The sequence below is a fragment of the Gloeobacter kilaueensis JS1 genome (assembly GCF_000484535.1).
GTDB lineage: Bacteria > Cyanobacteriota > Cyanobacteriia > Gloeobacterales > Gloeobacteraceae > Gloeobacter > Gloeobacter kilaueensis.
Genome location: NC_022600.1, coordinates 1,256,314 through 1,280,165, shown reverse-complemented (window position 1 = coordinate 1,280,165; position 23,852 = coordinate 1,256,314). Strand labels below are relative to the sequence as shown.

Annotated in this window: 24 protein-coding genes and 1 riboswitch; of the genes, 11 read left to right on the top strand and 13 right to left on the bottom strand. The window is 62.9% G+C overall.

Annotated features, from left to right (window positions below):
• Positions 1-45: 45 nt before the first annotated feature.
• Together GKIL_RS22390 and GKIL_RS06140 are read left to right on the top strand one after the other, a co-directional pair.
• Positions 46-801 carry a class I SAM-dependent methyltransferase gene (locus GKIL_RS22390; protein WP_023172593.1) on the top strand — a complete coding sequence of 252 codons (756 nt, stop codon included), beginning with the start codon at positions 46-48 and terminating at the stop codon, positions 799-801.
• Between the two features lie 120 nt (positions 802-921).
• Positions 922-1,194 (top strand): hypothetical protein, encoded by a 273-nt coding sequence (locus GKIL_RS06140; protein WP_041243759.1) that lies wholly within the window; start codon positions 922-924, stop codon positions 1,192-1,194.
• A 6-nt stretch (positions 1,195-1,200) separates the two neighbouring features.
• On the opposite strand, the gene GKIL_RS06135 is transcribed toward GKIL_RS06140, so the two are convergent.
• Positions 1,201-1,920: a peptidylprolyl isomerase gene (locus GKIL_RS06135; protein ID WP_187293897.1), complete on the bottom strand. Its 720-nt coding sequence runs from the start codon at positions 1,918-1,920 to the stop codon at positions 1,201-1,203.
• Between the two features lie 89 nt (positions 1,921-2,009).
• Between GKIL_RS06135 and GKIL_RS06130 the strand changes: the two genes are divergently transcribed.
• The 3 genes from GKIL_RS06130 to GKIL_RS06120 all read left to right on the top strand — a co-directional run bounded on the left by GKIL_RS06130 (position 2,010) and on the right by GKIL_RS06120 (position 4,408).
• The gene (locus GKIL_RS06130) at positions 2,010-3,362 is read left to right on the top strand and encodes an Ig-like domain-containing domain (RefSeq protein ID WP_023172590.1); all 1,353 of its coding nucleotides are present in this window, start codon (positions 2,010-2,012) and stop codon (positions 3,360-3,362) included.
• 48 nt (positions 3,363-3,410) lie between these two features.
• The gene (locus tag GKIL_RS06125; protein WP_023172589.1) at positions 3,411-3,854 is read left to right on the top strand and encodes a DUF4079 domain-containing protein; all 444 of its coding nucleotides are present in this window, start codon (positions 3,411-3,413) and stop codon (positions 3,852-3,854) included.
• A 146-nt stretch (positions 3,855-4,000) separates the two neighbouring features.
• Positions 4,001-4,408 (top strand): hypothetical protein, encoded by a 408-nt coding sequence (locus tag GKIL_RS06120; RefSeq protein WP_187293896.1) that lies wholly within the window; start codon positions 4,001-4,003, stop codon positions 4,406-4,408.
• Between the two features lie 5 nt (positions 4,409-4,413).
• On the opposite strand, the gene GKIL_RS06115 is transcribed toward GKIL_RS06120, so the two are convergent.
• Entirely contained in the window at positions 4,414-5,295 is an 882-nt protein-coding gene (locus GKIL_RS06115) for a polysaccharide deacetylase family protein (RefSeq protein ID WP_023172587.1), read from the bottom strand.
• 168 nt (positions 5,296-5,463) lie between these two features.
• Between GKIL_RS06115 and murI the strand changes: the two genes are divergently transcribed.
• Both murI and GKIL_RS06105 read left to right on the top strand, forming a co-directional pair.
• Positions 5,464-6,264 (top strand): glutamate racemase, encoded by an 801-nt coding sequence (murI, locus tag GKIL_RS06110; RefSeq protein WP_023172586.1) that lies wholly within the window; start codon positions 5,464-5,466, stop codon positions 6,262-6,264.
• A 124-nt stretch (positions 6,265-6,388) separates the two neighbouring features.
• Positions 6,389-8,050: a hypothetical protein gene (locus GKIL_RS06105; protein WP_023172585.1), complete on the top strand. Its 1,662-nt coding sequence runs from the start codon at positions 6,389-6,391 to the stop codon at positions 8,048-8,050.
• Here GKIL_RS06105 and GKIL_RS06100 read toward each other — a convergent pair.
• The 3 genes from GKIL_RS06100 to GKIL_RS06090 all read right to left on the bottom strand — a co-directional run bounded on the left by GKIL_RS06100 (position 8,047) and on the right by GKIL_RS06090 (position 10,922).
• Entirely contained in the window at positions 8,047-8,733 is a 687-nt protein-coding gene (locus tag GKIL_RS06100) for a hypothetical protein (protein ID WP_023172584.1), read from the bottom strand. The two genes, GKIL_RS06105 and GKIL_RS06100, sit on opposite strands and share 4 nt — an antisense overlap.
• Positions 8,726-10,243, bottom strand: coding sequence for a SagB/ThcOx family dehydrogenase (locus tag GKIL_RS06095; protein WP_023172583.1), 1,518 nt, complete (start codon positions 10,241-10,243; stop codon positions 8,726-8,728). Before GKIL_RS06095 ends, GKIL_RS06100 begins: the two co-directional genes overlap by 8 nt.
• 85 nt (positions 10,244-10,328) lie before the next feature.
• On the bottom strand, positions 10,329-10,922 hold the full coding sequence (locus tag GKIL_RS06090; protein ID WP_023172582.1) for a M23 family metallopeptidase: 594 nt from the start codon (positions 10,920-10,922) through the stop codon (positions 10,329-10,331).
• Positions 10,923-11,058: 136 nt separating this feature from the next.
• Here GKIL_RS06090 and GKIL_RS06085 point away from each other — a divergent pair, with 136 nt between their 5' ends.
• Positions 11,059-11,982 carry an ABC transporter ATP-binding protein gene (locus tag GKIL_RS06085; RefSeq protein ID WP_023172581.1) on the top strand — a complete coding sequence of 308 codons (924 nt, stop codon included), beginning with the start codon at positions 11,059-11,061 and terminating at the stop codon, positions 11,980-11,982.
• Positions 11,979-13,190 carry an ABC transporter permease gene (locus tag GKIL_RS22385; RefSeq protein WP_023172580.1) on the top strand — a complete coding sequence of 404 codons (1,212 nt, stop codon included), beginning with the start codon at positions 11,979-11,981 and terminating at the stop codon, positions 13,188-13,190. The genes GKIL_RS06085 and GKIL_RS22385 overlap by 4 nt, the downstream gene beginning before the upstream one ends.
• A 75-nt stretch (positions 13,191-13,265) precedes the next feature.
• Here GKIL_RS22385 and GKIL_RS06075 read toward each other — a convergent pair whose 3' ends face one another.
• Positions 13,266-13,628 carry a hypothetical protein gene (locus GKIL_RS06075; RefSeq protein WP_023172579.1) on the bottom strand — a complete coding sequence of 121 codons (363 nt, stop codon included), beginning with the start codon at positions 13,626-13,628 and terminating at the stop codon, positions 13,266-13,268.
• A 352-nt stretch (positions 13,629-13,980) separates the two neighbouring features.
• On the bottom strand, positions 13,981-15,432 hold the full coding sequence (gene gndA, locus GKIL_RS06070; protein ID WP_051382928.1) for an NADP-dependent phosphogluconate dehydrogenase: 1,452 nt from the start codon (positions 15,430-15,432) through the stop codon (positions 13,981-13,983).
• 117 nt (positions 15,433-15,549) lie between these two features.
• Positions 15,550-15,656: riboswitch (TPP riboswitch) on the top strand.
• Here gndA and thiC point away from each other — a divergent pair.
• Together thiC and GKIL_RS06060 are read left to right on the top strand one after the other, a co-directional pair.
• On the top strand, positions 15,657-17,036 hold the full coding sequence (thiC, locus tag GKIL_RS06065; protein WP_023172577.1) for a phosphomethylpyrimidine synthase ThiC: 1,380 nt from the start codon (positions 15,657-15,659) through the stop codon (positions 17,034-17,036). It begins immediately after the preceding riboswitch.
• Between the two features lie 69 nt (positions 17,037-17,105).
• A complete protein-coding gene (locus GKIL_RS06060) occupies positions 17,106-17,651 on the top strand; it encodes a cysteine hydrolase family protein (protein WP_023172576.1) in 546 nt (181 codons plus the stop codon).
• Positions 17,652-17,741: 90 nt separating this feature from the next.
• Here the strand turns inward: GKIL_RS06060 and GKIL_RS06055 are convergent, their stop codons facing one another.
• From GKIL_RS06055 to GKIL_RS06030, 6 genes are all read right to left on the bottom strand, one after another.
• The gene (locus GKIL_RS06055) at positions 17,742-18,380 is read right to left on the bottom strand and encodes a Uma2 family endonuclease (protein WP_023172575.1); all 639 of its coding nucleotides are present in this window, start codon (positions 18,378-18,380) and stop codon (positions 17,742-17,744) included.
• Between the two features lie 68 nt (positions 18,381-18,448).
• A complete protein-coding gene (locus tag GKIL_RS06050) occupies positions 18,449-19,939 on the bottom strand; it encodes a secretin N-terminal domain-containing protein (RefSeq protein ID WP_023172574.1) in 1,491 nt (496 codons plus the stop codon).
• Complete coding sequence (locus GKIL_RS06045; protein WP_023172573.1) at positions 19,936-20,505, bottom strand: hypothetical protein; 570 nt, start codon at positions 20,503-20,505, stop codon at positions 19,936-19,938. Before GKIL_RS06045 ends, GKIL_RS06050 begins: the two co-directional genes overlap by 4 nt.
• A 20-nt stretch (positions 20,506-20,525) precedes the next feature.
• On the bottom strand, positions 20,526-21,191 hold the full coding sequence (gene pilO, locus GKIL_RS06040; protein WP_023172572.1) for a type 4a pilus biogenesis protein PilO: 666 nt from the start codon (positions 21,189-21,191) through the stop codon (positions 20,526-20,528).
• Complete coding sequence (gene pilM, locus GKIL_RS25210) at positions 21,188-22,954, bottom strand: type IV pilus assembly protein PilM (protein WP_023172570.1); 1,767 nt, start codon at positions 22,952-22,954, stop codon at positions 21,188-21,190. Before pilM ends, pilO begins: the two co-directional genes overlap by 4 nt.
• Positions 22,955-22,975: 21 nt before the next feature.
• The gene (locus tag GKIL_RS06030; protein WP_023172568.1) at positions 22,976-23,803 is read right to left on the bottom strand and encodes a prepilin peptidase; all 828 of its coding nucleotides are present in this window, start codon (positions 23,801-23,803) and stop codon (positions 22,976-22,978) included.
• Positions 23,804-23,852: the final 49 nt, after the last annotated feature.

The window sequence follows — 23,852 nt, the reverse complement described above, 5'->3', positions numbered from 1 at the left end:
ACTGGATTATGGTGATAACTTACCCGACCAAATTGGCTATCGCCTATGGCCAGTCACACATTGGCGCTGGAGAACTACGAGGACGACCTGCTCGCCCGGCTCTACGACAGCGAATACGACAGCTTCGATGAGGATCTGAGCTTTTATCAGGAGCATCTGGTGCCGGGGGAGGTACTGGAGCTGGCCTGCGGCAGTGGACGGCTGGGAGCGCGCCTCGCCGTCGCCGGTCGCCGGGTGGTCGGACTGGATCTTTCAGCGGCGATGATCCGCCGCGCCCGAAAGCGCCATCTTCCTCTCCCTGGCTGCGAGTGGCTGCTGGGGGATATGCGCCACTTCGATCTGGGCAGGCTGTTCGCCAATATCGCGATCGCCTTTTCTGGACTGGGATTTCTCGTGGACGCCCCGGATCGTCGGGCCTGCTTGCGCTGTTGCTCCCGCCACCTGCGACCCGGCGGACGGCTGATACTCGACCTGCTGCCTGCCGGTGCCGGTGGTACCGACGGTACCCTTGCCGGTGGCTCGATCCGCGATCCGGTCACCGGCGCTCTGTTCGCTAAAAAGACCCGGATCACCCGCGAACCAGAGATAGTGACTATTCGCTACTGCTGGCAGAGCGAGGCGATGACACTCACCCAGACGCTGCACCTCAAAAAGCTGACCCGAGCGCAGATCGAAGCGGAATTGGAGGAGGCCGGACTGTTCGCCCTCGAATATTACGGCGACTACCGCTCCAATCCCCTCACCGATCGCAGCCCACGGCTTTTGATCGTTGCGACAACCAGTAAAGCAGACGCTGCATAGATAGCTAGATCCCCACCTAAGATTGAAGAGTTAACCTTTTCGGGGGAGACGACAACGCCTATACTACTAGAAGTTTCCTCCTGGAAATGATTCGTTCCTGCTATGGGGTCAAAAGTACAGATGATCGCACTTGATAACCTTTCCCTTGAACTGCTCAAAAAGATCCAGCAGCAGCGGATTCCGACGCTGTTCGCGCCCGAAAAAGGGGATCTCGCCGGTTTCCAGGCCAAAGCGGAGCGGTTGGTTTTCCTGGCGGACGTGGGTTTTATCGAACTGGCGTTCCCGCCGAGCTACGACAGCAAAACCGGCGGACGCTACATCGATGGCATCGCCGTGCGCAACATCACCCCGCGCGGTGCGCGGGCAATTGCCGAAGTGGCGGCAGCACCTTAGCGGCGTTTATTTGGTGACTGGCGGTTGCAGTTTCTCGCCACCCAGTAGCACTTTTGCCGATAAAATCTTGTCGCCGACGCGCAGTTTCTCGGCGTTGGTCAGGCCATCGACGACGTAGCCAAAGACGCTGTAGCGCCCGTCAAGAAAATTGCCGCGCGGGTTGACCATTTCGTTGTTGCCGTAGGTGATGTAGAACTGGGTCGAGCCGGAGTTGGGATCTTTTTCGGTATGGGCCAATCCTACCGCCCCCGGCAGGTGGCGCATCACCGGAAAGGTGGTCTCAGGAATGCCGGCGGCCTTGAGGGTCTTGCCGTAGACCGGCTGGGCCTGGCCTTCGGGGATGATCTCGATCGGGATGCGCCGGATCTTGCCGGTGCTCGGGTCCTTGTAGCCGCCGTCGTTGCCGCCCTGCGGGTCGCTCACCTGCATGAGATAGCCTTTTTCGGAGCGGTTGACGGGTGTATTGGTGTAGACGCCTTTTTGAACGAGATCGACGAAGTTGCCCGCGTTAATCGGAGAGCGGTCACCATCGACGGCGATCACGATTGGTCCCTTGCTCGTCTGCAATTCGACGAGCGCCTTGCCGGTGAGCCGGGGCAACCCGGCGTAAGCCGCCGGAATCTGCACCGGCTCAGCAGGGGGTTTGGCAGCAACCCTGCTGGCTGTGCCACCACCGCAGAGGACGGCGAGCAGCACAAAACTGAACGAGAATTTGAGCGATTTCACGATGGCAGGCACTGGCCGGGGCGATCAGAATGCACGGTAGCCCATTATACTTTCAGATTGGAGGGTGAATTGGACTTCAGGAGCGGAATATGCGCGGACGATGGCAGCGGGCGCTGGGCGCGACGATCCTGGCCGGTGGCCTGATCGGGCTAACAGCTCCAGAAGCGCGCGCCCAGCCGCTGGTACCGATGCTCGTAGCCCAGGCGGTGCCCCAGATAGACACCTTCAGCGCCGAACCGGTCAACGATCTCAGTCCCGGCACAGAACTCATCTTTACTGTCGAGGGCAGCCCCGGCAGCAAGGCGACGATCTCGATTGCCGGGGTGACCACCAAGCTGCCCATGCGCGAGATCGAATCGGGCACCTACGAAGCCCGCTACACGATCAAGCGCCGCGACAAGATTACCGGCACCACCGCAATCCGCGCCACCCTGCGCAAGGGCAAGCGCACGGCGACAGCCCGCCTCAGTGCGCCCCTGCTCGACACAGCCCAGAGCGGCAGCCCTTCTGGTTCTGGCGGAGGCAACACGACCGTCAGCATCGACCGCTTTGCCATCGATCCACCGGTCGATCGCCTCGAACCGGGAACGGAGCTGGTCTTCAAGTTAAATGGCACTCCCCAAGCCAGAGCTTCCTTTACGATTGCCGGGGTGGTGACGAACCAGGCGATGAGCGAGGTGAGCCCCGGTGCCTACGAGGGGCGCTACACGATCCGGCGCAACGACAACTTCCCGCCGGGCGTCGCGATCACGGCGACCCTCGAAAGCCAGGGCCAGACCGCCCGCTACCGCCTCCAGCAGGGACTGATCAACGACGATCAACCTCCCACGGTTCAAAACCCTTCACCAGCCAACAACGGCGTCGCCTCCTCCCTGCGGCCCCTCATCTCCGCCGTCTTCGACGATGGCCGGGGTTCAGGGGTCGATCCAAAATCTGTGCGCATCCGCTTCGACGGCCAGGATGTGACCAGCGACGCGACGATTACCGCCAACTTCTTTAACTACCAGCCGCCGCGCAATCTCGCCCAGGGCACCTACCGGGTCGAAGTCGATCTCAAGGACCTCTCCGGCAACCCCGGAGGCAGCAGCTGGCAGTTTCAGATCAACCGCCAGGCAGCCGTTCCCCAGCCGCAGCAACTCCTGTTGCAGGTGACGAGCCCTGCCAACAACAGCCAGGTACCGGCTGGAGCGGTGACTGTGCGCGGTAAGAGTTCTCCCGGCGCTACGATCGCTGTCAATGTTCAGGCGACCACGTCACTGGTGGGGCTGTTTGGCGTCAACCAGCAGGTGCTCGACCAGACGATCCAGGCCGACGCCCAGGGCAACTTCTCCTTCCAGTTCCGCTCCCCCATCTCCGCCGCCGGTACCCGCTACGAGATCAATCTCACCGCCAACAAAAACGGCCAGAGCCGCCAGCAAAAACTGATTCTGATTCAGCAATAGAGCGATTCGCCCTATCCTGAAGGGGTCGTCTTCATAAAGAGGGCTGCTGTGCCCTGGACCACCTGGCTGCACCCGCTGCTGATGTTGCTCGTCGTCTTTCCGGCTGGTTTTGCCGCTGCCGCCCTGGGCCTGCAATTGCAGCAGGTGCGCACCGAGCGGGGGGCGCGGCGCAAAGTTTCGCCCAAACAGGCCCGCGAGCGCCATATCGCCGTCGGCGTCGTCTTTTTGGTGGCGGTGGCGGTGGTGGCGACGATTGGCGGGTTTGTCGGGGTGCATCTGGCCAAGCCGGTCGATACGAGCTGGCACGGTATCGGCGCTTTGAGCGTGGTGATTTTGCTGATCATCTCGACAGCGCTGGTGACGCTCAAGCCCCTCAAGCGGCTGCGGCAGGCCCGCTTCATCCACTCCATTCTCAATGGTACGGTGATCGCCCTGCTCGTTTTGCAGTTTTTGAGCGGTGGCTGGATCGTTCGCCAGTTGCTGCGCGGCTGATCCCAATTCTGGGAGGGGGACGACGGGGATGGTAATATAGATGAGACGTTTACGCCCAGCGTCTCGTCACCGGCACCCCCGCCGGTCTGGGGCAGCTCTGGGATTTTTTGTGCATGTCGTACCAGAGCAAACTGTGGTTTCAGCGCGTGGCGCGTGAACTCAAGGTCGTCGATCGCGAGTTCTTTCGCCGCCTGACTGTCGAGGCACTCCGTACCGCTATCCGTTCACGCCTTTCCGACCGGGTCGAAGAGGCGTCCAGGCGCGGAGAAGATCTGCAAGACCCGGCCACCTGGCTCGATCTGGTGTTGATCGACGCGGTGGTGCGCCTTGAAAATATTGACGGCTCCTCCTTCCGGGTCGCGGTGCTGGTGACCACCCGCGACCGCCACGCCCTCAACGAACTGGGCCTGGTCAAATCCCAGAACTTCCGGGCGGTGCGCTCGGCCCTGGGCATCGATCGCCACTGGGTGCTTTTGCTCGATTCGGTTGCCCCGCCCGCCCAGGAGCAGCTCGTCGATGCCCTCTACGAACAGATCGATCAAAGCGGCGAATAGCACCCTTATTGACCTGCGCTCGTAGCTGGCAGGGGCACTTTTATAGCGGGCGGAGCCTGCTGTTGCACCTGCATCGCCATCAGCTCGGGGACGGTGACAAAGCGGTAGCCCTTTGCCTTTAAGCCCGCAATGATCTGCGGCAGGGCGTGGACTGTCGGATGCAGGCCACCGCCGTCGTGCAACAGAACCACCCCCCCCGGTCGGACACCGGCCAGTACCCGCCGGATCATACCGGCGGCGGTCGGATGGCGATGGGAGTCGCCCGAATCGACCGACCAGAGCACTACGGCGTAATCGCGGCGGCGGGCGTAGGCTACCTGACCGTTGCCGAGCACGCCGCCGGGCGGACGAAACAGGCGGGTCTCGACGCCGGTAATCTTTTTGATGAGCGCCTCGGTACGGTCAATCTCACCGGCGGCGCGGGCAGTGGAGAGGGGCCGGTAAAGATGATTCCAGGTATGGTTGCCGAGCACCTGACCGGCGACAGCGACCTCTTTTAAAAGCTCCGGGTGCTCCTGGATGTGGCGGCCAATGCAAAAGAACGTAGCGGTGATCTGGTTGCGCCGCAGGATGGCCAGCACCTGGCGGGTGCTGTCAGGCCAGGGACCATCGTCGAAGGTCAGAGCCACCACCTTCTCGCCCCTTTTAAGGTGGCCCTGCTTGAAAATTTTTCCTTGAAAGGATGCTGGAACGGGTGGATTGGTTACAGAAGCTGCAGGCGGTGGTTCCGGTAGGCTCGCTACCGCTGGAATGGGCGGCAGGAGAACCGCCGGGGGCGTTGCCGGTGAAGCCGGTGCCGGTGGGGTAAAGCGGCTCAAGTAGAGCGCCGCGCCCAGCATAAAAAGACTGAGCAAAGCCAGAACAAACGACCGTGGGAGGTTGCGCATGGGAGAGGGGAACGATCTGAAATGGGAACGGTGGATGCAGCCTTACCGTACCGCACCCCCTTAGAAGATGACTACAACTGTCTTACAAAACTTTGCAAGAAGTTTTGACCACCAATCGCCCGCGCTTTGTGCAACACTCAGTACTCGGTGTGTGGAGAAGAGCGTCAAATGGTGCTGGGTGTCTTCGATAGCGGGGTGGGTGGTCTGACGGTCCTGCAGCAAATTATCCGCCAGATGCCGGGGACCGCCGTTCTCTACTTTGCCGATACAGCCCGGTTGCCCTACGGCGGGCGAACGACCGGGGAGATCTGCCGCTACGTGCGCGAAATTTTGCACTGGTTTGAGAGCGAAGGCGTCGATCGCGTGCTGATGGCCTGCAATACCAGTTCTGCCCTTGCCTTGCCGGTGGTCCGCCACGAATTTGACATAAGTATCGATGGACTGATCGATGCCGGAGCCGAAGCGGCCCTTGCAGCCGGTGGCGAGCGCATCGGGGTGATCGCCACCGCCGCCACCGTCGCCAGCCGCGCCTACAGCCGGGCCATCCGGGAGCGCTCGCGCCGTGCCCAGGTCTGGGAGGTGGCCTGTCCAGCCTTTGTGCCGCTCATCGAAGGTGGTCAGTGGATGAGCGATCAGATGCGGATTGTCGCCCGGCAGTACCTTGAGCCCCTGCTGAAGCAGCGCATCGACGCGCTTATCTACGGCTGCACCCACTATCCGTACCTGGCTCCAATTTTTGAGGAATTTATACCCGCTTCGATCCAGCGCATCGACCCGGCGGTGGCGGCGGTGGCGCGCCTCAAGGCGACCGGCCAGCCGCCGCAGGAGTGTACGGATCAGGCGCACTACCGTTTCTGCGTCTCGGGCGATCCGGAACAGTTCGCCCACGCTGCCAGTGCCTGGCTGGGTTACCGCCCGGCGGTCTGTGCCGTCAATCTGCCCACGCTGCCGGTGGGCCTGCGCGGTTAATTGTCCTGTCGGCTATCCGGAATCTTCGACGAACTAACCGACCGGCAGTATCGATGGGGCGGGCGCTCCGGCGATAGTGTCACTGGCCACCGGTTTTCGTTGCACCTTCGTTTTTGGGGTTGATATGCTCATCAAGTCGTACCTGCCGGTGGCCACTGTGGCCATCGGCACCCTGAGTGCCGTCGTCTTTCAAGCAAGTAGCGTCCAGCCGTTCACGACTCTCCACCACGGACACCTCTATCCGGCGGTGCCCGTTACGGCCAACCGCTCGGGCGTCTTCTGGCGACCCCTACCGGCCTACGCCGCTGTCGGGAAAATCGGAAAACTGGTGGCTGCCGCCGACAAGCAGAGTGCGCCACCGCCCCAACTGGTGCGCACGATCGCCTCCGGCTCGCGCACGAGCTTTCAGTTTGCGCTCACCAACGCCGATCGCTCCGCTCGATTGAGCGTGCGCGGACTGCCGGCGGAGGCCCGCTATCGCTTTGTGATCAACTCCAACCAGGCGACGCTCTACGTCTGGACGACGCCCTGGACGCCCGGCGGTCAGAGCACGCTGATTATCGGTGGCTCGACCGCTGCCGGGGCGATCAAGCCGGTAAGTGCTACTTTGATCACCCAGTCGGTGCCGGTGAGTGCGGCCTACGGCATCTGGACGCCGACCGTGTGGGACACCTGCTCGGTGGATATCCACAACAGCTACTCCGTCGTTGGTCCAGACGGCAAGCTCTATCCCACCTGGCATCCGCCCGTCGATCCGGCCACCGGCTGCACCTTTGGCCACGAGCACGGCATGGACCCGAGCGGTTTCTCCGCCTACGACCTTACCGGCGGCGTGCCCTTCGGGCTGGCGAACGAGGCGCTCGACGCCTACGCACCGACGACTGGCTCCACGGATATGCGCCACGAAGACCACGTCGGTCACAAGATCAGCTACGTCGAGAACGTCGCCTCCAGCACCGTCCGGGGCAACACCTGCAGTATCCTCACCCACGTCCACCAGGGCACCCATTCGGCGGACGCTTTCAGCAACAACCTGCACGAGGTCAGCTACTACGCCCGCTGCAGCGACGGCACCCAGTTTGCGGTCGATGTGCTGGCCTCCTTCGGTGTCGGTGGCCAGTTTCTAAAAGGCTGCGATCACGCCACACCGGTGACCACTGTTCCACCGGTACCGGCGGATTCGCCCAGTGGCCCGATCCAGAGCCAGCGCGACATCCCCGAACTCTCCTGCGTCCAGAAATTTATTCTCGTGCCGAATGGCCAGACTTCCCAGTTCAGCACCAACGACGCCAACCACACCTTCGGCGGGCTCTACGAGTCCTGGGCCGCCACGATCAAGATCACCGCGCTCAATCAAAAAAGTGCCCTCGTCTTTCTCACGCCGAGTTTCCCGGTGATCAACCCCAGCCGCTACTACAACCCTTCTTTTACGAACGGCCTGGGCCGCTCGATCGACATCTGCTCGATGGTCGAAAGCAACGGCGATGCCGTCCACGGCACAACGCCCTGCTCGCTGGTTGCCCCCGGCACCACCTACGACAATCCGGCCTCGCCCTTCAACGGCGCTCACCGCGTCGTTGCCCAGTTCGGCCAGCTCAAGGTCAACAACCCCACAGGACCGACCGTCTGGTACACCGATCCCTACGGCGGCAACGGTCAGACCACGCCGTTCACCGGCTCGATCGAGCAATTTATCTCAGCCAACGCCAATGCCACAGGCCAGTCCTTCGGCATCGACGACATGGACGTGAATTTTAGCGCCACCGGTGTCCACTCCCCCAACTAAAAGCCAATCAGCTCAAAATTGACGCCAAAGCTGGTGTCGCTGCGCAGGCTGGAGTTGATCCACTGGACGACGGCGGTGAGGCGCAGGACGGGGCTGAGGGTGTAGCCGACTTCGAGCACGGTTCTGCCGATCGAGCCGCCCCGGTCGGGCAGCACCCACGACTGGCTCACGGCAATGTCGGCGGCGCGGGGGGCGAGGGCAAACAGAAACTTGGCACCGGCCTCCAGGCCGTTGCGGGTCGTGCCGTCGATCACGATGTTGCGGTAGCCCACCTGGGGGGCGACGTTAAGGTAAGAACCCAGGGGGGCGACGTAGTAGCGCGCCTCTGCCCCCCACGCCTGGTTGCTGGTGCCGCTGCGGGTAAAGTCGCCGCTGAAGCTGAGGCGGGTGCCGCCCAGGACCACGTCCTGCAGCGAGACGGTGTAAGCTGCCTCGCCGCTGCGGCTCGGGGTGAAGACGAGGCCGATGCCCAGCCGGGTCGGGAATGCCTGGCCGTTCTCGATGTCGTTGAGCAGATCCGGCGGGTCTGAGATCCAGCGGCGCAACGTCGGGCTGCCGCGCTGGAGGTCCTCGCGGCTCATCGGTTTTGCTGCCGGCGGCTGGACCGTCTCATCCGCCCAGGCCGCCCCAGCCGCCCCGAGCAGCATGGCCAGACAAACCGCTGCTAGCCGAAGATCACCCATCGGCGGTGGCACTCCTTGCGGGCCGTCCAAGGGTGGTGATGTAGAGCACCGCCTCCTGCTCAGGAATGCCCAGCACTTCGTTCACCTGATCGTCGAAGAATCCGCCGATGCCGCTTACCCCCAGCCCAAGGCGGATGGCAGCCAGGTTCAGCCGCTGGCCGAGGTGGCCGCTGTCGAGGTGGAGGGTGCGGTAGGCCCGCTCGCCATAAAGCGCTGTGGCTGCAGCCAGATCGGCGGTGTGAAAGACGACGGCGGCGCTGTCGCGCCCGAGATCCTGGCCCAGGCAGAGGTGGTGGATTTCGGGGCGGAAATTCTTGAAGCGGATCTGGCGCAGTTCCTGGGCCTGGGGCGCGTAGTAGTAACAGCCCGCTTCCAGACCCTGCACCCCCAGGACGGCCACGAAGGTAGAAAGCAATTCAAGATGGGCAAATTCTGGCGCGGGGTCGAATCCCTGGGCGGCGTAGTGCTGGGGCTGGTAGGTAAAGTCGAGCAGCCAGGCCAGCTCAGCAAAGTTGAGATCTTCTCCGGTATAGCGGCGGGTCGATCGCCGCCGCAGGATCGTCTCCTCCAGCTTTGCGTCCCAGTCGAGCGGTCCGCTCTGGGTGGATACTTTCAGGCAAAAAGGAAAGTTGTACTTGTCGGCCTGGACGACTGCCGGTGGACTGGTAGGCGGTCTGGCATCGATCTTGGAGACCCGGTGCAGGTAGTCAAGAAGCTGGCCTTCCGGCACCGGCGGATAATTGCCGTGGACGGGCGAGGGCAGCGCCTGCCGGCCCGGAGGGTGATCCGGCGCGTCCGCCTCCACCAGGGCGGCCACCGCCAGCGCTTCTTCTTCGGAGGGCGGCAGAAACAACAGGCCATTGAGCGCGTCGTCGGCAAAGCCCGTGATGAGACGGACGCGGTAGGCTTCCAGGGCCGCCGCCAGTTCCAGATTGCCCAGCAGGTGGCCACTGTCAAGAAAGATGCGCCTGTAGGCGCGGTCCTCGTAGCGCCAGGCGGAGCGCTGAAAGACAGCGCTGATGACAATTGCGATCTGGGCCTGCTTTAAGGCGGGATGGTCGAAGCAGGCGTCGGACAGTCCCTGCCAGCCCTCACCGCTCCAAAAATGCACCAGGGTGTGGGCAGGCACCAGATAGTTGTAGGCTCCAGCAGGCAGCTCCGGCAGACCACGGCTCAGCAAGTAGACCTCCGCCGGGTAGAGGCCACCGGCGGAAGGGGCAGCGCGCATATAAAACGGCCCGTCGGGGTAGGGAACGACCGCTGTGACGCCGTAGGTGAGATAGAGCAGCCGCGACAGCCGATCAAGCAGGCCATTGCTCTGCACCTTCTCCGTGTCCGAAAGGTAGGGCTTGAGGTCGTAGACCGTGCCTGATCGGTAGCCCTTGCTGGTCGCAGGCGGGTGAGACCAGTCGATGGAGTGGTTGCGCCGGGCCAGGCCCTCGGGCGAATACTTGGTCTTCTGGTGGTAGAAGATGCAGAAGGGGATCGAGCCGGAGCGCTGCGAGTACACGATGTCCCTTCCCCGAGCAGTTCTACCGCATCATAGCCCAGCCCTCCTGGCAGAAAACCCGCTCTGGCTATACAAAATTCGATCCTCAGGGCTCCTGCTCGCCCGGCACCGCGTCTTGCTGAGCTTCAACCGGGACATCGGCAGCCGGTGCTACCGTCGGCACCGCTCCCCCCTGCCAGGCAAGAGCCATCGCCTGGATCACCAGTTCGGGGTTGACGAGCTTGCCCTGGTAGCGCAAGGTCCAGTGCAGGTGGGGGCCGGTGGAGCGGCCCGTGCTGCCCACTGCTGCCACGATCTGCCCGGCCTGCACGTTCTGGCCCTGCTGCACGGCCACGCCGCTCAGGTGACAAAAAACGCTCTTCCAGTCTCCGGAGACGACGACGATGTGCCAGCCGCAGCGGCTGTCGTAGCTGAGATCACTTACCTGGCCGTCCGCCCAGGCGCGAATGTAGCTGCCCGTGGGCGCGGGCATGTCGAGGCCGCTGTGAAATTCGCCGCGCCGCCCGCCGGTGGGCGAGCCGCGCCAGCCAAAGTGCGAGGAGATGCGGGTGAAGTTGTCGAGGGGAAAAGAAACCTGTCGCCACAGAGCAAGCTGGGCTCTGTCGCTATTTTCGCTAGCCAGGGCACCGGCGGCGGTGCTGGCTGCCAGGACGGCGCACAACAGCCATCTGCGCAGCATAGGACACGCAACTCCTCACGGTTGCAACAAGCATACAGCAACTTTGAAATTTCTTGTTTCATTTATTCCCGCAAGTGGGAGAAATTGTCTTTTACGTGTCTGTCCGGCGGGAGACTGGTCCCCGTAAGATAGTCGGATGCTGCTTGAGGTGTGCAATCTTTACAGGCGCTACGGCGAGCGGGAGGCGGTGGCCGGTCTGTCGTTTGGTGTAGAGTCGGGCGAGATCTTTGGCCTGCTCGGGCCGAACGGGGCGGGCAAGTCGAGCACCCTCGGGATGATCGCGGGTTTGATTCGGCCCGACGCTGGGTCCATTCGCGTTGCTGGAATTGCTGGTGAGCGCGCCCGTGAGCGGATAGGCTTCGTGCCCCAGGCGCTGGCGCTCTATCCGGCTCTCACAGCCTGCGAGAATCTCACCTTCTGGGGAGAGATTTACGGTCTCAAGCGCCACCAACTGCAGGAGCGCATCCGCGCCGTTCTCGATCTTGTCGGCCTTTCTGAGCGCTCGCAGGAACCGGTCGCCCGCTTTTCAGGCGGAATGCAGCGCCGGTTGAACCTGGCGATTGGCCTGATTCACCAGCCGCAACTGCTGCTACTCGATGAACCAACTGTCGGGGTCGATCCCCAGAGCCGCAACCGGATCTTCGAGGGCATCGAGCAACTCAACCGCGAAGGGCTGAGCATTCTCTACACCAGTCACCAGTTGGGGGAGGTCGAACAGCTCTGCCACCGCGTCGCCGTCCTCGATCGAGGCCGGATTATTGCCCAGGGTTCGCCCGCAGAACTGGTAGCCCGCTCTGGCCAGGGTCTGGTTGTACTCGGGGTAAGCGCGCCCCTGGAGGAACAACTGGCGCGGCTGGTTGTCCTACCCGATGTGCTGAACGTTCAACAAGCGCCGGGGCAAGTGACGATAGCCACAGCCCGGCCCCAGCAGGTGCTCGCGCCGGTGCTCGAGGTCTTGAATAAAGCGGGACTGGCCGTCCAGAGCGTGCAACTCGTGGAACCCAGCCTGGAGGCAGTCTTTTTGCAGCTGACGGGCCGCTCACTTAGAGACGAGCCATGAACGCTCTTCGCCAGATCTGGGCCTTGAGCTGGAAGGAACTGCGCATTCTGGCCACCGACCGCACGGCAATTGTTACGCTCTTCGTTCTACCGACCGTGTTTTTGCTGGTAATGAGCCTGGCCCTCTCGGGCCTCTACAACCGCAACCAGCGGCCCAGGGTGCTTGCGATCAACCAGGATCAAGGCATCGTTGCGGGCAAAATTCTTGCTCGCCTCGAGCGCACCGGCACCCTGGAACTGGTGGCGATTGCCAACCGGCAGCAGGCTGAGCAGCGACTGCGCAACCGTGAAGCGGTGGCAGCCTTGATCTTTGCCCCAGCCTTCAGCGCCCAGGCGCTGCGCTCTGCCGACCCACAGCTGGTCCTTCTCGTCGATCCGGCTGCTCCCCGCGAGGTGGTCCTGCCGGTCCAGGGAGCGATAAGCGGCGCGGCGGCCCGCACCCTCGCCGAGGTGGTCCTGCCGGTCCAGTTGCGCGAGCGCTTCAAACGCTTCGCTGCCCAAAGCAGCGATCCACTCTCGCTGCTGCCGCTCGCCGACGCCTTCGAGGATCTCAAAGTTGGAGAAGTGCCGATCCAGCTGGAGCTACCGGCGGGCAGCCCGCCCCAGGCTGAGCGTCCCAATAGCCTCCAGCAGAACGTTCCGGCCTGGACGATCTTTGGCCTGTTTTTTATCGTCAACACCCTCGCCCTCTCGATCCTCCGCGAGCGAGAGATGGGAACCCTTACCCGGCTCATCGCCGCCCCCCTGTCCTCTGTGGTTCTGTTGGCAGGTAAACTCCTCCCCTTCTACCTGCTCAATCTCGTCCAGGCCGCTTTGATGTTTGCCCTGGGCATCCTGGGATTGGGCCTGCAGGTAGGCGGGCAGTGGATCGCCCTCGTCGCCGTCACCCTCGCTGCCGCCTTCGTCGCCACCAGCCTCGGGCTTTTGATTGCTACCCTGTTTGAGACGCCGGAGCAACTGGGCAGCATCGCGAGCGTCCTGGTGGTCGTGCTCGCCGCTCTGGGCGGCATTCTCGTGCCGGGCTTCGTGATGCCCGAGTGGCTGCGCAAAGTGGCCCTCTTCACACCCCAGTACTGGGCGCTCGAAGGCTACCAGAACGTGCTGCTGCGCCACTCTGGGGTGCTCCTCGAAGTCGGAATGCTCCTGGGCTTTGGAGCGCTCTTTTTTGGGCTCGCCACCTGGCGCTTCTGGTCGCTTATCAGGCAATGAGCATAGGGCCACTTTGACAAGAAATACCGGAAAGCAATGCCTGCTTTCCGGTATTCGAGGGGTTTGGTAAAAGTATTACTGCGGTTGGGTCGAGCTATTCGCAGAACCCGAACCCGACGGATCGGACGGGCTGTTGCCGCTGTCGGTCGCACCGGAGTTGCTGGTGTCGGAAGCAGGTGCTTCGCTGCTCTCTGAACGGGAAGGTGCCGAGGGCGTCTGGATCGTGACCGAGGGGGGATTGGCGCTCGGTGCGGGAGCCGGTGTGGTGATACTCGTCGTCGTGCTCGTACTCGTGGAGCGCGATTGGCCGTTAAAGACAAAAACTGCCACAAGACCAACGGCGAGCAAAGCGACGATGGCGAGGGCAATGGCGGCACCGGAGAAGCTGCTGCTGGTGCTCTCGGTGCGGTTACGGGTCTGAGGGTTTCTTGTTTCCATGGGGGTTGCATCTAGCAAATGTGCATTTTCATTCTCGCCAGCACCCCCACACCGCACTTCCGTCTCAGGTAGGAAGCTTGGGGGACAGGTGGGTACACCTTTTTGGAGATTTTTGACTCTTAGCCCCCGGACCCACTCGCTGAACCCTTTCTCAAAGTAGCGGCAGCAAACCCAGGCAGGATGGGTGCTACAGGCTCTGTCACCCGATCAACAAAAGTTGTCACAGTTATCAGACAGCTTCTATCCCTGAGCGGGGAGTAGCGAGCAGGAATGCGCGTTGAAATGCAGGCCGGCACCCAAAAAAACACCCCGGTGCTCGGGGTGTCCAGTTAACGAAAAAGGGGCCGTCCGGTTACTGCAGCCACTCGGTGTGGAAGACGCCTTCTTTGTCGATGCGCTCGTAGGTGTGGGCACCGAAGTAGTCGCGCTGGGCCTGGGTGAGATTGAGGGGCAGTTGCGCGGAGCGGTAGGCGTCGTAGTAGGCGAGCGAAGCGGCGGTGGCGTAGGCGGGGATGCCCAGTTGGGCCGCTGTCTGAACGACGGAGCGCCAGTTGGCCTGCCGATCTAGAATGTCGCCACTGAAGTCAGGATCGATGAGCAGGTTGGTGAGGGCCGGATCGCGCAAAAAGGCGTTTTTGATCTTGTCGAGGAAGACAGCGCGGATGATGCAGCCGCCCTTCCAGATCCGGGCGCACTCGGAGAGGTTGAGTTCGTACTTGAATTCCTGGGAAGCCGCCTTCAGCAGGGCCATCCCCTGGGCGTAGGAGCAGATCTTGGCGCTGTAGAGCGCGTCTCTTACTGCTTTGATGAACTGCTTTTTGTCGCCCGTAAAGGCAGGCCGCTCCGGTCCGCTCAGAATCTTAGAAGCGGCGACGCGCTCGGTTTTATAGGCCGAGAGGATGCGCGATTCGACGGCGGCGTTGATCGTCGGGATCGGCACACCGAGGTCGTAGGCGTTCTGGCTGGTCCACTTGCCGGTGCCCTTCTGGCCCGCCTTGTCGAGGATCAGTTCGACCAGAGGTTTGCCGGTCTCGGGGTCGAGCTTGGTGAAGATGTCGGCGGTAATTTCGATCAGAAAAGATTTGAGTTCGCCTTCGTTCCACTCGGAAAAGATGTCGTGCAATTCAGCCGCTTCGAGGTGCAGTGTCTGCTTGAGAAGGTCGTAGGCTTCGGCGATGAGCTGCATGTCGCCGTACTCGATGCCGTTGTGGACCATCTTGACGTAGTGACCGGCTCCGCGCGGACCGATGTAGGTGACGCAGGGGCCGTCGTCTACCTGGGCGGCGATCCGGCTCAAGATGGGCGCAAGGTCGTCGTAGGCGGTGCGCGGGCCGCCAGGCATCAGACTCGGGCCTTTGAGCGCCCCTTCTTCGCCCCCTGAGACACCCATGCCGACGTAGCGCAGGCCGAGGGCTTCGATCTGGGTGGAGCGCTTTTCGGTGTCAGTAAACAGTGAGTTGCCGCCGTCGATGATCACGTCGTCTTTTTCGAGCAACGGCTTGAGCTGGTCGATCACCGCATCGACGGGCGCACCGGCTTTGACCAGGATGATGATCTTGCGGGGCCGGGCCATCGAGGCGACAAATTCTTCGATCGTGTAGGTCGGATAGAGGCTTTTGCCCTGGGCGCGCCCCTCCGCCAGTTCTTTTGTCTTGGCGGCGGTGCGGTTGTAGACCGAGATCCCAAAGCCTTTGTTGGCGATGTTGAGCGCCAGGTTCTCGCCCATCACCGCCAGGCCCACCAGCCCGATACTCGGCTTCTCGTGGGCCGCCTGTGTGCCGGAAGGCCGTAGCGATGTTTCCATAAAAATCATTTCCCATTTCTGCGCCTCCAGTCTAGGCAGCAGATCCAGACCGTCCGCCGGGCTCTCACGATTTGTTTAGTTTTTGCAATCACAGTGGCCGGGCGGATAGGATACTCAGAAGCAGGCTAGGGGTGCGGGCGATCCTCACGATCGCTTCGCTGAGATCACACCCTTTGAACCTGAACCGGGTCATACCGGCGCGAGGGAAGCTCAAGGAGTCACACATGCTCAGAACCGATTGGATCGCCCGTCGCCACGGGCAACAGAACGTCTCGCAGATGCACTTTGCCCGCCGGGGTGTGCTCACCGAGGAGATGGTCTACGTCGCTCGCCGCGAAAACCTCGATCCCGAACTCGTCCGCGCCGAGGTGGCGCGGGGACGACTGATTATCCCGGCCAACATCAACCATCCCAACCTTGAACCGATGGGCATCGGCATCGCCGCCCGCTGCAAGGTCAACGCCAACATCGGTGCCTCACCGAACGCCTCCTGCCTGCACGAGGAGGTGGCCAAGCTCGATCTGGCGGTCAAGTACGGCGCGGATACGGTCATGGATCTTTCTACCGGCGGCGGCGACCTCGATGCGATTCGCTCGGCCATTATCCAGGCATCGCCGGTCCCGATCGGCACCGTGCCGATGTACCAGGCGCTCGAATCGGTCCACGGCAGCGTCGAAAAACTGAGCGCCGAGGACATCCTCACCGTGATCGAAAAGCACGCCCAGCAGGGCGTCGATTACATGACCATCCACGCCGGTATCTTGATTGAGCACCTGCCCCTGGTCAAAGGCCGGATCACAGGCATCGTCTCGCGCGGCGGCGGCATCCTGGCGCGCTGGATGCTCGCCCACCACAAGCAAAACCCGCTCTACACCCACTTCGACGACATCTGCGAAATCTTCAAAAAATACGATGTCTCCTTTAGCCTCGGCGATTCGCTAAGGCCCGGCTGCCAGCACGACGCCTCCGACGCCGCCCAGTTCGCCGAACTGAAGACTTTGGGCGAACTCACCCGCCGCGCCTGGGAGCACGACGTGCAGGTGATGGTCGAAGGCCCCGGCCACGTACCGATGCACCAGATCGAGATGAACGTGCGCAGGCAGATGCAGGAGTGCTCCGAAGCGCCCTTCTACGTGCTGGGTCCCCTCGTCACCGACATCGCCCCCGGCTACGACCACATCACCAGTGCCATCGGTGCGGCGATGGCGGGCTGGTACGGCACCGCCATGCTCTGCTATGTCACCCCCAAAGAACACCTGGGCCTGCCGGGTCCAGAAGATGTGCGCACGGGGCTGATCGCCTACAAGATCGCTGCCCACGCCGCCGACATCGCCCGTGGCCGCCCCGGTGCCCGCGAGCGCGACGACGAACTGTCCCGCGCCCGCTACAACTTCGACTGGAACCGCCAGTTCGCGCTGGCCCTCGATCCGGAGCGCGCCCGCGAGTACCACGACGAGACCCTGCCCGCCGACATCTACAAGAGTGCCGAGTTCTGCTCGATGTGCGGACCCAAGTTCTGCCCGATGCAGACCAAGATCGACTCGGAGGTGCTCGATGAACTGGAGCGCACCCTCAAGCCCCAGCCGGTTACAGCCCAGGAGTAGCACCCTGGTTGTGACCGTGGGTGCCGTGGTCGGGCTAACACTGATAGGTACCCGGTTGTTGCTGTCGCCATGCTCAAGATCAACACAGCTCTCGTACTCATCGATGTCCAGGTAGGTTTCGACGATCCGGTCTGGGGAGAGCGCAACAATCCGGATGCCGAGCAGCACATCGGCGAGCTGCTGACGCACTGGCGGCGGGCTGGCCGGCCAGTCATCCACGTGCAGCACCTGAGCACACTGGCTGATTCACCCCTGCGCCCGGATCGGTCCGGCAATGCCTTCAAGCCGGAGGCTCTGCCTCTGCCGGACGAAGCGCTGTTTCAAAAGTCAGTCAACAGCGCCTTTATCGGCACAGATCTGCAGGGGTACCTCAAGCGGCAGCGCGTCACCGGGATCGTCCTGGTTGGTCTGACGACCGACCACTGCGTTTCTACCACCGCCCGTATGGGGGCAAACCTGGGCTTTGCTGTAACGGTAGTCGAGGACGCAGTGGCCACCTTTGAGCGCTCGTTTCGGGGTAAACACTATCCAGCCGGACTGATCCACGAGACGGCCCTTGCCAGCCTCGCGGTCGAGTTCGCGGAGGTAGTGGCGGCGGCTGAGCTGCTGCTCTAAGCTGACATCTTGCGACCGGGAGTCCGGCTCCTGCAAACACCAGCTGGAGCCCAGGCAACTGCCCCAAGTCTTTCAGCGCCGCCCGATGGCTCAGCCCTCCCTTTCGAGAATAAACCGGATCGCTGCAGTGTCTCCTTCATCTGTCCCCAGGCGCAGAGCCTGGGCGAGCAGGTCGCTCGTCAACCCCGGCAACACCGCTGACTCCTCCTGTGCTTGCAGGATCCCGCCATCGCCCACTGCTGCAAAGAGCAGGACTTGTTTACCAGCTGTGTCCACCACCCAGTACTCCCGCACCCCCAGCCGCCCGTACAGCTGCCGTTTGGCAGCGAGGTCGTCCTGCAGGGTGGTGGCGGACACTTCCACTACCAGAGCCGGAACGGCTGTGGTCCGGAGATCGATCGGGCTGTTGCTCCAATCCGGCAACGGGGACTGCTCGCTCAGATAGTACGCGAGATCCGGCTGAGCCTCCTGGAGTCCGGGCCTGCGCAAGCTCACGTTGATGTAACTGACAAGTCCAATGGAGTGGGTATAGGCGTAGAGGCTGATAATCTGAGCGATCAGACTGTTGGCTGCCGCGTGAGCCGGTCCCACTGGCGACATTTCAAATCGCATCCAGCCGCAGTTGTAATAGCACTTTGCCTGCTGGAGAGCAGGATCGTTTGCCAGAACCAGAAAGCGGTCCCAGTCGGCCTGCACCCAGGTGCTCTCCAGGAATGCTGGTGTCTTCATCGAGTCGAGGCTCCATCTTTCGCCCGCGCCCTGCCTGGATCATACCGGAGCAGCGCCGGTGGTGCAGGTCAGGGTTTTTCCTGAACATCGGCGCTCCCTTCGTTCAGGATGTGGGGCGTGACGGTGAGGGCGACCTCGCGCCGCTCGTTCTGGGTGTTCTGAAAGCGAAAGAGGGGACCGAGCAGGGGCAGATCGCCGAGGATCGGTACTTTCTGGACGATCTGGCGGTCGATCTCGCGGAGGACGCCGCCGATGACGAAGGTTTCGCCGTCGCGCAATCGGACGCGCTGGATGTCGAGGTTGCGGCGGGTGAGCAGGGTGACGAGGTTGTTGGCGGCGTCGCGCTGGGCATCGATGACGGAACTGACCTGGGGTTTGAGGGCGACATCGATGTAGCCGTTGTCGTCGATGTGAAAGACAGAAATATCGAGGATGACCCCCACCTTGTCGAGTTTGACGGTGGTGTTACTGAGGCCGGTGGTGCGGTCGCTGGAGGTGGTCGCCCCCACCACCACGTCGTCTGTGATTTCGACTCTGGCCGCCGCCGGTTGCCGGAAGCTCTCGCCCGCCTGCACGACGATCTGGGGCGAGGCGAGCACGCGGGCGGACCCTTCTTGAATGGCGGCGTCGAGCCGCAGGGCCATCGCCTGGGCGAGGGCGCTCAGGGTGTTGAAGATAAACGTGTTGCCCGCGCCGCCGGTGCCGGTGATGCCGCCGGCGGAGAGGTAGGGGTTGCCGAGGTTGCCGGTACCGCCGACGGTCCCCAGTTGAAAGTTGCCCCCGGAGCCACCGATGCGGAAGCCGAGGTCGCTGACGTTGTTGAGGTTGACATCGACGAGCTTGAGGGCAATCATCACCTGCCGCTGGCGCACGTCGAGCCGGGTTATCTGGGCCTGGGCGAGGCGCAAGGCGCGGGGTGTCCCTACGGCTGTGAGGGAATTGGTGCGCGCATCGACGGCAACGACCAGTTCGCCTGTGAGCGGCCCCTGCCTGGTAGGGGTGCCGGCAGGGGAAGCGGGGGGATTGCTGGTTGGAGGCTCGGCGGAAGCGGAGAAAGAAGAACCGTTGATCTGTGCCCCCAGACTTCCGAGCATCGCTGCTACCTGGGCTGCGTCCGCCTGGTTGATCCGGAAGGTCCGGATCTGGTTGTGCAAAAGATCCGCCGGAATCTGAGCATCGACCAGAATCGTCCTGCCGACCCTCGTGGCCTGGAGGTGGCCGAGGCGCAGGGCAAAGTTGAAGGTGTCCTCCAGGCTTTCTTTTTGAACATCCATCGAGATGCGCTCAGCCCCGGCAGCACTCCCAAAGACGATGTTGCAACCCGCCCGTCGGGCCAGAATCTGCAGCACCTCCCGCACCGGGGCGTCTTTGAGCAGCAGGGTGATCCGCTCACCGGCACCCAGTTCGAGCAATCTGCCAGGCGGAATCTCCTCGATCGCCAGATCGCCCGCTGGAGGGGCGACGGCGCGGACGCGCAACTGCTCGGGAGGAGCCCCCCTGGCCTGGGCACTCAGCAGCAGGGCCGCGACGAAGCTGGCCGGATACAACAACTTTTTCAAGGGCGAGTCTCCAGAACACCGATGAGCAGGCGGCCTCCTCGATCAAAGGTGACGCTCGAGCGCGCAGGCGAAATCGAGCGGACCCGCAGATCGCCTACGCGGTCGCCGGGATGGACGGTCAAAAAGCGCTCGCCCCAGAGAACGATGGCGCACAGGTCACCGCCGCCGATGATTCCAACAATTCGGGGAGCACCGGGCCGGACGGGACGGGGCACAGGCCGGTAGATGGGGATGGGTGGCGCAGTGGACAATTGCGGGGGTTTCGGCGTCGGCGATAGAAACGGATCGGTGACTCCGCCCGGCAACGGACGGGTGGGCAGGGGGAGAAGCGGAATCAGGCCGGAGCGGGTTTGAGAATGAGGAACGAGCCGGTGGGCCGGATGTTCGGCGGGCGGTGGCTCCGGCTCCCCTTGCACCCCAGGCGCGGCGGGTTCCTCCGGCGACGGCTGCAGGGAGTAGACGAATCCGGCAACAGCGACGGCGAGTACAGCGAAGAGGGCGATCCAGAGCGAATAGTTGCCAGGACGAAGAGGCTCCCCCCGGCTGATCAAGGGAGTAGGCAGCATGGCGATTGTGATGGTGGAATTTAGCGGTCAGATTTTGCGGGCGGCGGCGGTGCCGCCCCTTTGCCCAGAACGTAGGCGGTCAGATCAAATTCGGCTGTGAGGGGCTGGACAGGCGGGGTACCGGGAAGGGGCACCTGCACCTGGGCGGGGGTGCCGCTTTTATCTTCGGCGGCCTTGATGGTGACGTTTTCGATGCGCACCAGGGCTTCGAGCCGTTCGATGTCGCGCATCAGAGCGAGAATTTCGGCGAAACTGCCGTTTAAGCGGATTCTGGCGGAGTTGGCCTGGATATTGGCTGCACCGGCGGCTTCGGGGATGGCCCGCGTCGGGTTGGGCGTGAACTGGCGCAGCTCGGCCCGGTTCGCCCTCACCAGGCGCGTCGTATCGACCAGCAGCGAGGGCAACTTGTCGGCGGGCGGGATGAGTGAGGTGACTGCGGCGAGCAGTCGGGCGGAGCGGGCCCGTTCGGCGGTCAGCTTCGGTGCCTGTTCGAGTTCGATTTGTTTGCTTTTTTGTTCGAGATTTTTTTGATAGAGCTGGCTGTCGAGATCGGCGATCCGGTTGTACTGGGGAATGGTGATCTGTGCAGCGATGAGCCCGACGACGAGCATTCCTCCGAGGCCCACCAGCAGTGAGATCCCCCGACGATCCAGTTCGATGCCAAAAAGGCGGGTGGTGCTGCTCATCGGACCAGTTTCTCCTGCTGCACGCGGCGCAATTTTTCGAGCAGGCCCGCCGAGCCCGTCTGTTCGAGGGCTGTCATCAGTTCGCGCAGTTTGCGCGCATTTAACCGCACCTGCATCTTGTAGGCGACGGTGGCAGGCCGGGCGTCTTTGGCATCTTTTTTGTCGGCGTCCTCCAGCTGGGCGTCGGCGATAAAGGGAGAATCTTTGAGGGTGAGCTGAAAGGCTGCCACCTCCTCGAAGCGCAGCGCCTCGCCCTGAATATTGATCGTGTCGCCGGTCTTGGTGTGGCTCGATTCGAGCGACTCGATCCACAGGCCCTTCGGCACCCGGCGGCGCAGATCTTCGAGGACCGCCGACCAGGGACGCGAAAGATCAAATAGATCGACCACCGCTTCGACCCGCCGCCGCTCAGCCTCGATGTCGCTCTTGAGCTGCCGGACATCGGCCAGTTGCCGGTCCAGCAGGGTGATCTTGCCGTCCAGTTCTGCCAGAGTCGCTTCTTTAGAGCTGACCTGGGCGTTGATGATGAGACTGAGGGCCGCCACCACCGCCAGCGACACCAGCGGCACCGCCGCCGCGATAAGCAGCGGATCGATGCTGGCAATGCCTTCGGTGGCTGTGTTGAGGGCAGGGACATAGCCGTTGCTGGCAGCGGCCACAGCCGTGTCTTTTAAGAAGTTGATCTCCGGCACGAAGATCGCCGAGGGCTGCTTCTCTGGAAATTTGAGGCTCCGTGCCCCGAGCCCGAGGGCCGCCCCGACCCCCGCCCGGTACGGCTCACCCACGCTCTGGGCGGGTAGCGCCAGGGCGGAGAGCGGATCGACGCGGCTGACGGGCAACAATAGCCGCTGGCTGAGAAACTGATCGAGCCGGGGAATATCGGCCCCACTACCGGCCAGAAGCACCTGGGCGACGCGGGGAACCCCTTCGCCCTGGGCCTGGTAAAAATCGAGCGAGCGGCGGATCTCCTCGGCCAGATCGAGCAGCACCCGGCGCAGCGCCTCTTCCTGGGCGTACTGCCGTTCAGCGGCCCCGGCGGGTTTAAGCAGCTTCGAGCGCTCCAGCAACTGCCGCAACTCCCAGGTGCCGAGGCTGACCGTGCGCGAGAACTGACAGATGCCGCGAAACAGGATATTGATTTCGGTGCTGTCTGCCTGCAGCACGACCAGGGCCACCGCCTCCTCCGGCGAGAAGCGCTGCAACTCCCCCTGCAGGGCGCGGGTGAGGGCAAAGCTCGCGATATCGACCGCCGCCACTTCAAGCCCGGCGCGGCGAATCGCCTCGGTGTAGGAGTTGACGACGCTGTACTGGGCTGCCACCAGGAGAATTTCCTGGCGGCGCACACCGCCAGGATCGACGAACGCTTCGAGCGGCTGAAAATCGACGTAGGCTTCCTCGCGGGGATAGGGCAGGTACAGTTCCGCTTCCTGGTTGAGCACCACCGCCCGCAACTCGGCTCCCTGCAGGTCAGCGGGCAGATTAAAGAGGCGAATCACCGCCTCGCGGGCCGGAATGGCGGTCGCGACCGGGCGGGCTTTGAGCCTGGCAGTAGCCATCAGATCTTGAATCGTCGCGGCGACGGCTCGCGGATCTTCGACGCGGCCATCGACGATCGCCCCGGCTGGAGTTGCCGCCGACAATAGATGCCTGAGGCGCAGCCGCCCACCGCTGTTTTCGAGTTGAGCGATCGTCGTCTGCTCGGGGGTCACCTCGATCCCCAGTCCCTCGCGATTGCCAAACAATGATGCCAGTACGCTCGTCACAGTTCTTCCAGGCGCTCGTCGTCAAAATAAACTCAAGTAGCCCGTGAGCCAGCTTTGCCCAAACAATAGCCCACCCACCCCGCCCAGGGCGAGAAAAGGACCAAAAGGCAGCGGCTCGTCGCGCTTGAGGTGTCCGGTGGCCAGTCCTAAAATACCGCCCACCGCCCCCAGGCAAAACCCGACAAAAAGTGCTACCAGCAGGAGTTTCCAGCCCAGCCAGACGCCGATCATCGCCGCGAGCACCGCGTCGCCGCCGCCCATCGCCTCCTTGCCGAGCATTTTTTCTCCGAGGTAGCTCACTATATCGAACAGGCCAATGCCCAGGATGAGTCCGTAGAGCGCATCCACCAGACCGGGCGGCCCCGCAGGCCAGCTGCCGGTGGCCCAGATCGGGAAGAACGTCCGAAACCCGAGGCCCAGGACGATACCGGCACTCGTAAGTTCCCCCGGCAGTTCGAGCCGGTCGAGGTCGATCAGGCTCAAGGCCAGAAGCAGCGTCAAAAAGCTGCCCCAAAAGGCGGTCTGGACCATGCTCACAGGCGTAAAGCGCGCCCCCAGATGCCAGGCTAAAAGTCCAAAAAGTAGTGCCCCCAACGCTTCAACGATCGCATAGCGCACCGGGATCGCTGCCCCACAGCTGCGGCAACGGCCCCGCAGCCACAGCCAGCCCAGGACCGGTACGTTCTCAAGAGGCCGCAGCACCCTGCCGCACTGCGCGCAGTGGGAGGGCGGCCAGAGAAGAGACCTCCCCGCCGGGAGCCTGTCGGCCACCACATTGGCAAAGCTGCCCGCCGCCGCTCCAAGAATCGCCCAGTAACCGATCGCAAGCAAGAAAAACGGCCCCCGCATCGAATGCCACCAGCCTAGCGGCAAAGCTGGCGGGTATGCACAATTGCTG

What these genes read in the sequence shown, in the direction of transcription:
- GKIL_RS22390 (WP_023172593.1), top strand. Translation starts at nt 46, where the DNA reads ATGGCCAGTCACACATTGGCGCTGGAGAACTACGAGGACGACCTGCTC.
- GKIL_RS06140 (WP_041243759.1), top strand. Translation starts at nt 922, where the DNA reads ATGATCGCACTTGATAACCTTTCCCTTGAACTGCTCAAAAAGATCCAG.
- GKIL_RS06130 (WP_023172590.1), top strand. Translation starts at nt 2,010, where the DNA reads ATGCGCGGACGATGGCAGCGGGCGCTGGGCGCGACGATCCTGGCCGGT.
- GKIL_RS06115 (WP_023172587.1), bottom strand. Translation starts at nt 5,295, where the DNA reads ATGCGCAACCTCCCACGGTCGTTTGTTCTGGCTTTGCTCAGTCTTTTT.
- murI (WP_023172586.1), top strand. Translation starts at nt 5,464, where the DNA reads ATGGTGCTGGGTGTCTTCGATAGCGGGGTGGGTGGTCTGACGGTCCTG.
- GKIL_RS06105 (WP_023172585.1), top strand. Translation starts at nt 6,389, where the DNA reads ATGCTCATCAAGTCGTACCTGCCGGTGGCCACTGTGGCCATCGGCACC.
- GKIL_RS06100 (WP_023172584.1), bottom strand. Translation starts at nt 8,733, where the DNA reads ATGGGTGATCTTCGGCTAGCAGCGGTTTGTCTGGCCATGCTGCTCGGG.
- GKIL_RS06090 (WP_023172582.1), bottom strand. Translation starts at nt 10,922, where the DNA reads ATGCTGCGCAGATGGCTGTTGTGCGCCGTCCTGGCAGCCAGCACCGCC.
- GKIL_RS06085 (WP_023172581.1), top strand. Translation starts at nt 11,059, where the DNA reads ATGCTGCTTGAGGTGTGCAATCTTTACAGGCGCTACGGCGAGCGGGAG.
- GKIL_RS22385 (WP_023172580.1), top strand. Translation starts at nt 11,979, where the DNA reads ATGAACGCTCTTCGCCAGATCTGGGCCTTGAGCTGGAAGGAACTGCGC.
- GKIL_RS06075 (WP_023172579.1), bottom strand. Translation starts at nt 13,628, where the DNA reads ATGGAAACAAGAAACCCTCAGACCCGTAACCGCACCGAGAGCACCAGC.
- gndA (WP_051382928.1), bottom strand. Translation starts at nt 15,432, where the DNA reads ATGGAAACATCGCTACGGCCTTCCGGCACACAGGCGGCCCACGAGAAG.
- thiC (WP_023172577.1), top strand. Translation starts at nt 15,657, where the DNA reads ATGCTCAGAACCGATTGGATCGCCCGTCGCCACGGGCAACAGAACGTC.
- GKIL_RS06060 (WP_023172576.1), top strand. Translation starts at nt 17,106, where the DNA reads ATGCTCAAGATCAACACAGCTCTCGTACTCATCGATGTCCAGGTAGGT.
- GKIL_RS06055 (WP_023172575.1), bottom strand. Translation starts at nt 18,380, where the DNA reads ATGAAGACACCAGCATTCCTGGAGAGCACCTGGGTGCAGGCCGACTGG.
- GKIL_RS06045 (WP_023172573.1), bottom strand. Translation starts at nt 20,505, where the DNA reads ATGCTGCCTACTCCCTTGATCAGCCGGGGGGAGCCTCTTCGTCCTGGC.
- pilO (WP_023172572.1), bottom strand. Translation starts at nt 21,191, where the DNA reads ATGAGCAGCACCACCCGCCTTTTTGGCATCGAACTGGATCGTCGGGGG.
- GKIL_RS06030 (WP_023172568.1), bottom strand. Translation starts at nt 23,803, where the DNA reads ATGCGGGGGCCGTTTTTCTTGCTTGCGATCGGTTACTGGGCGATTCTT.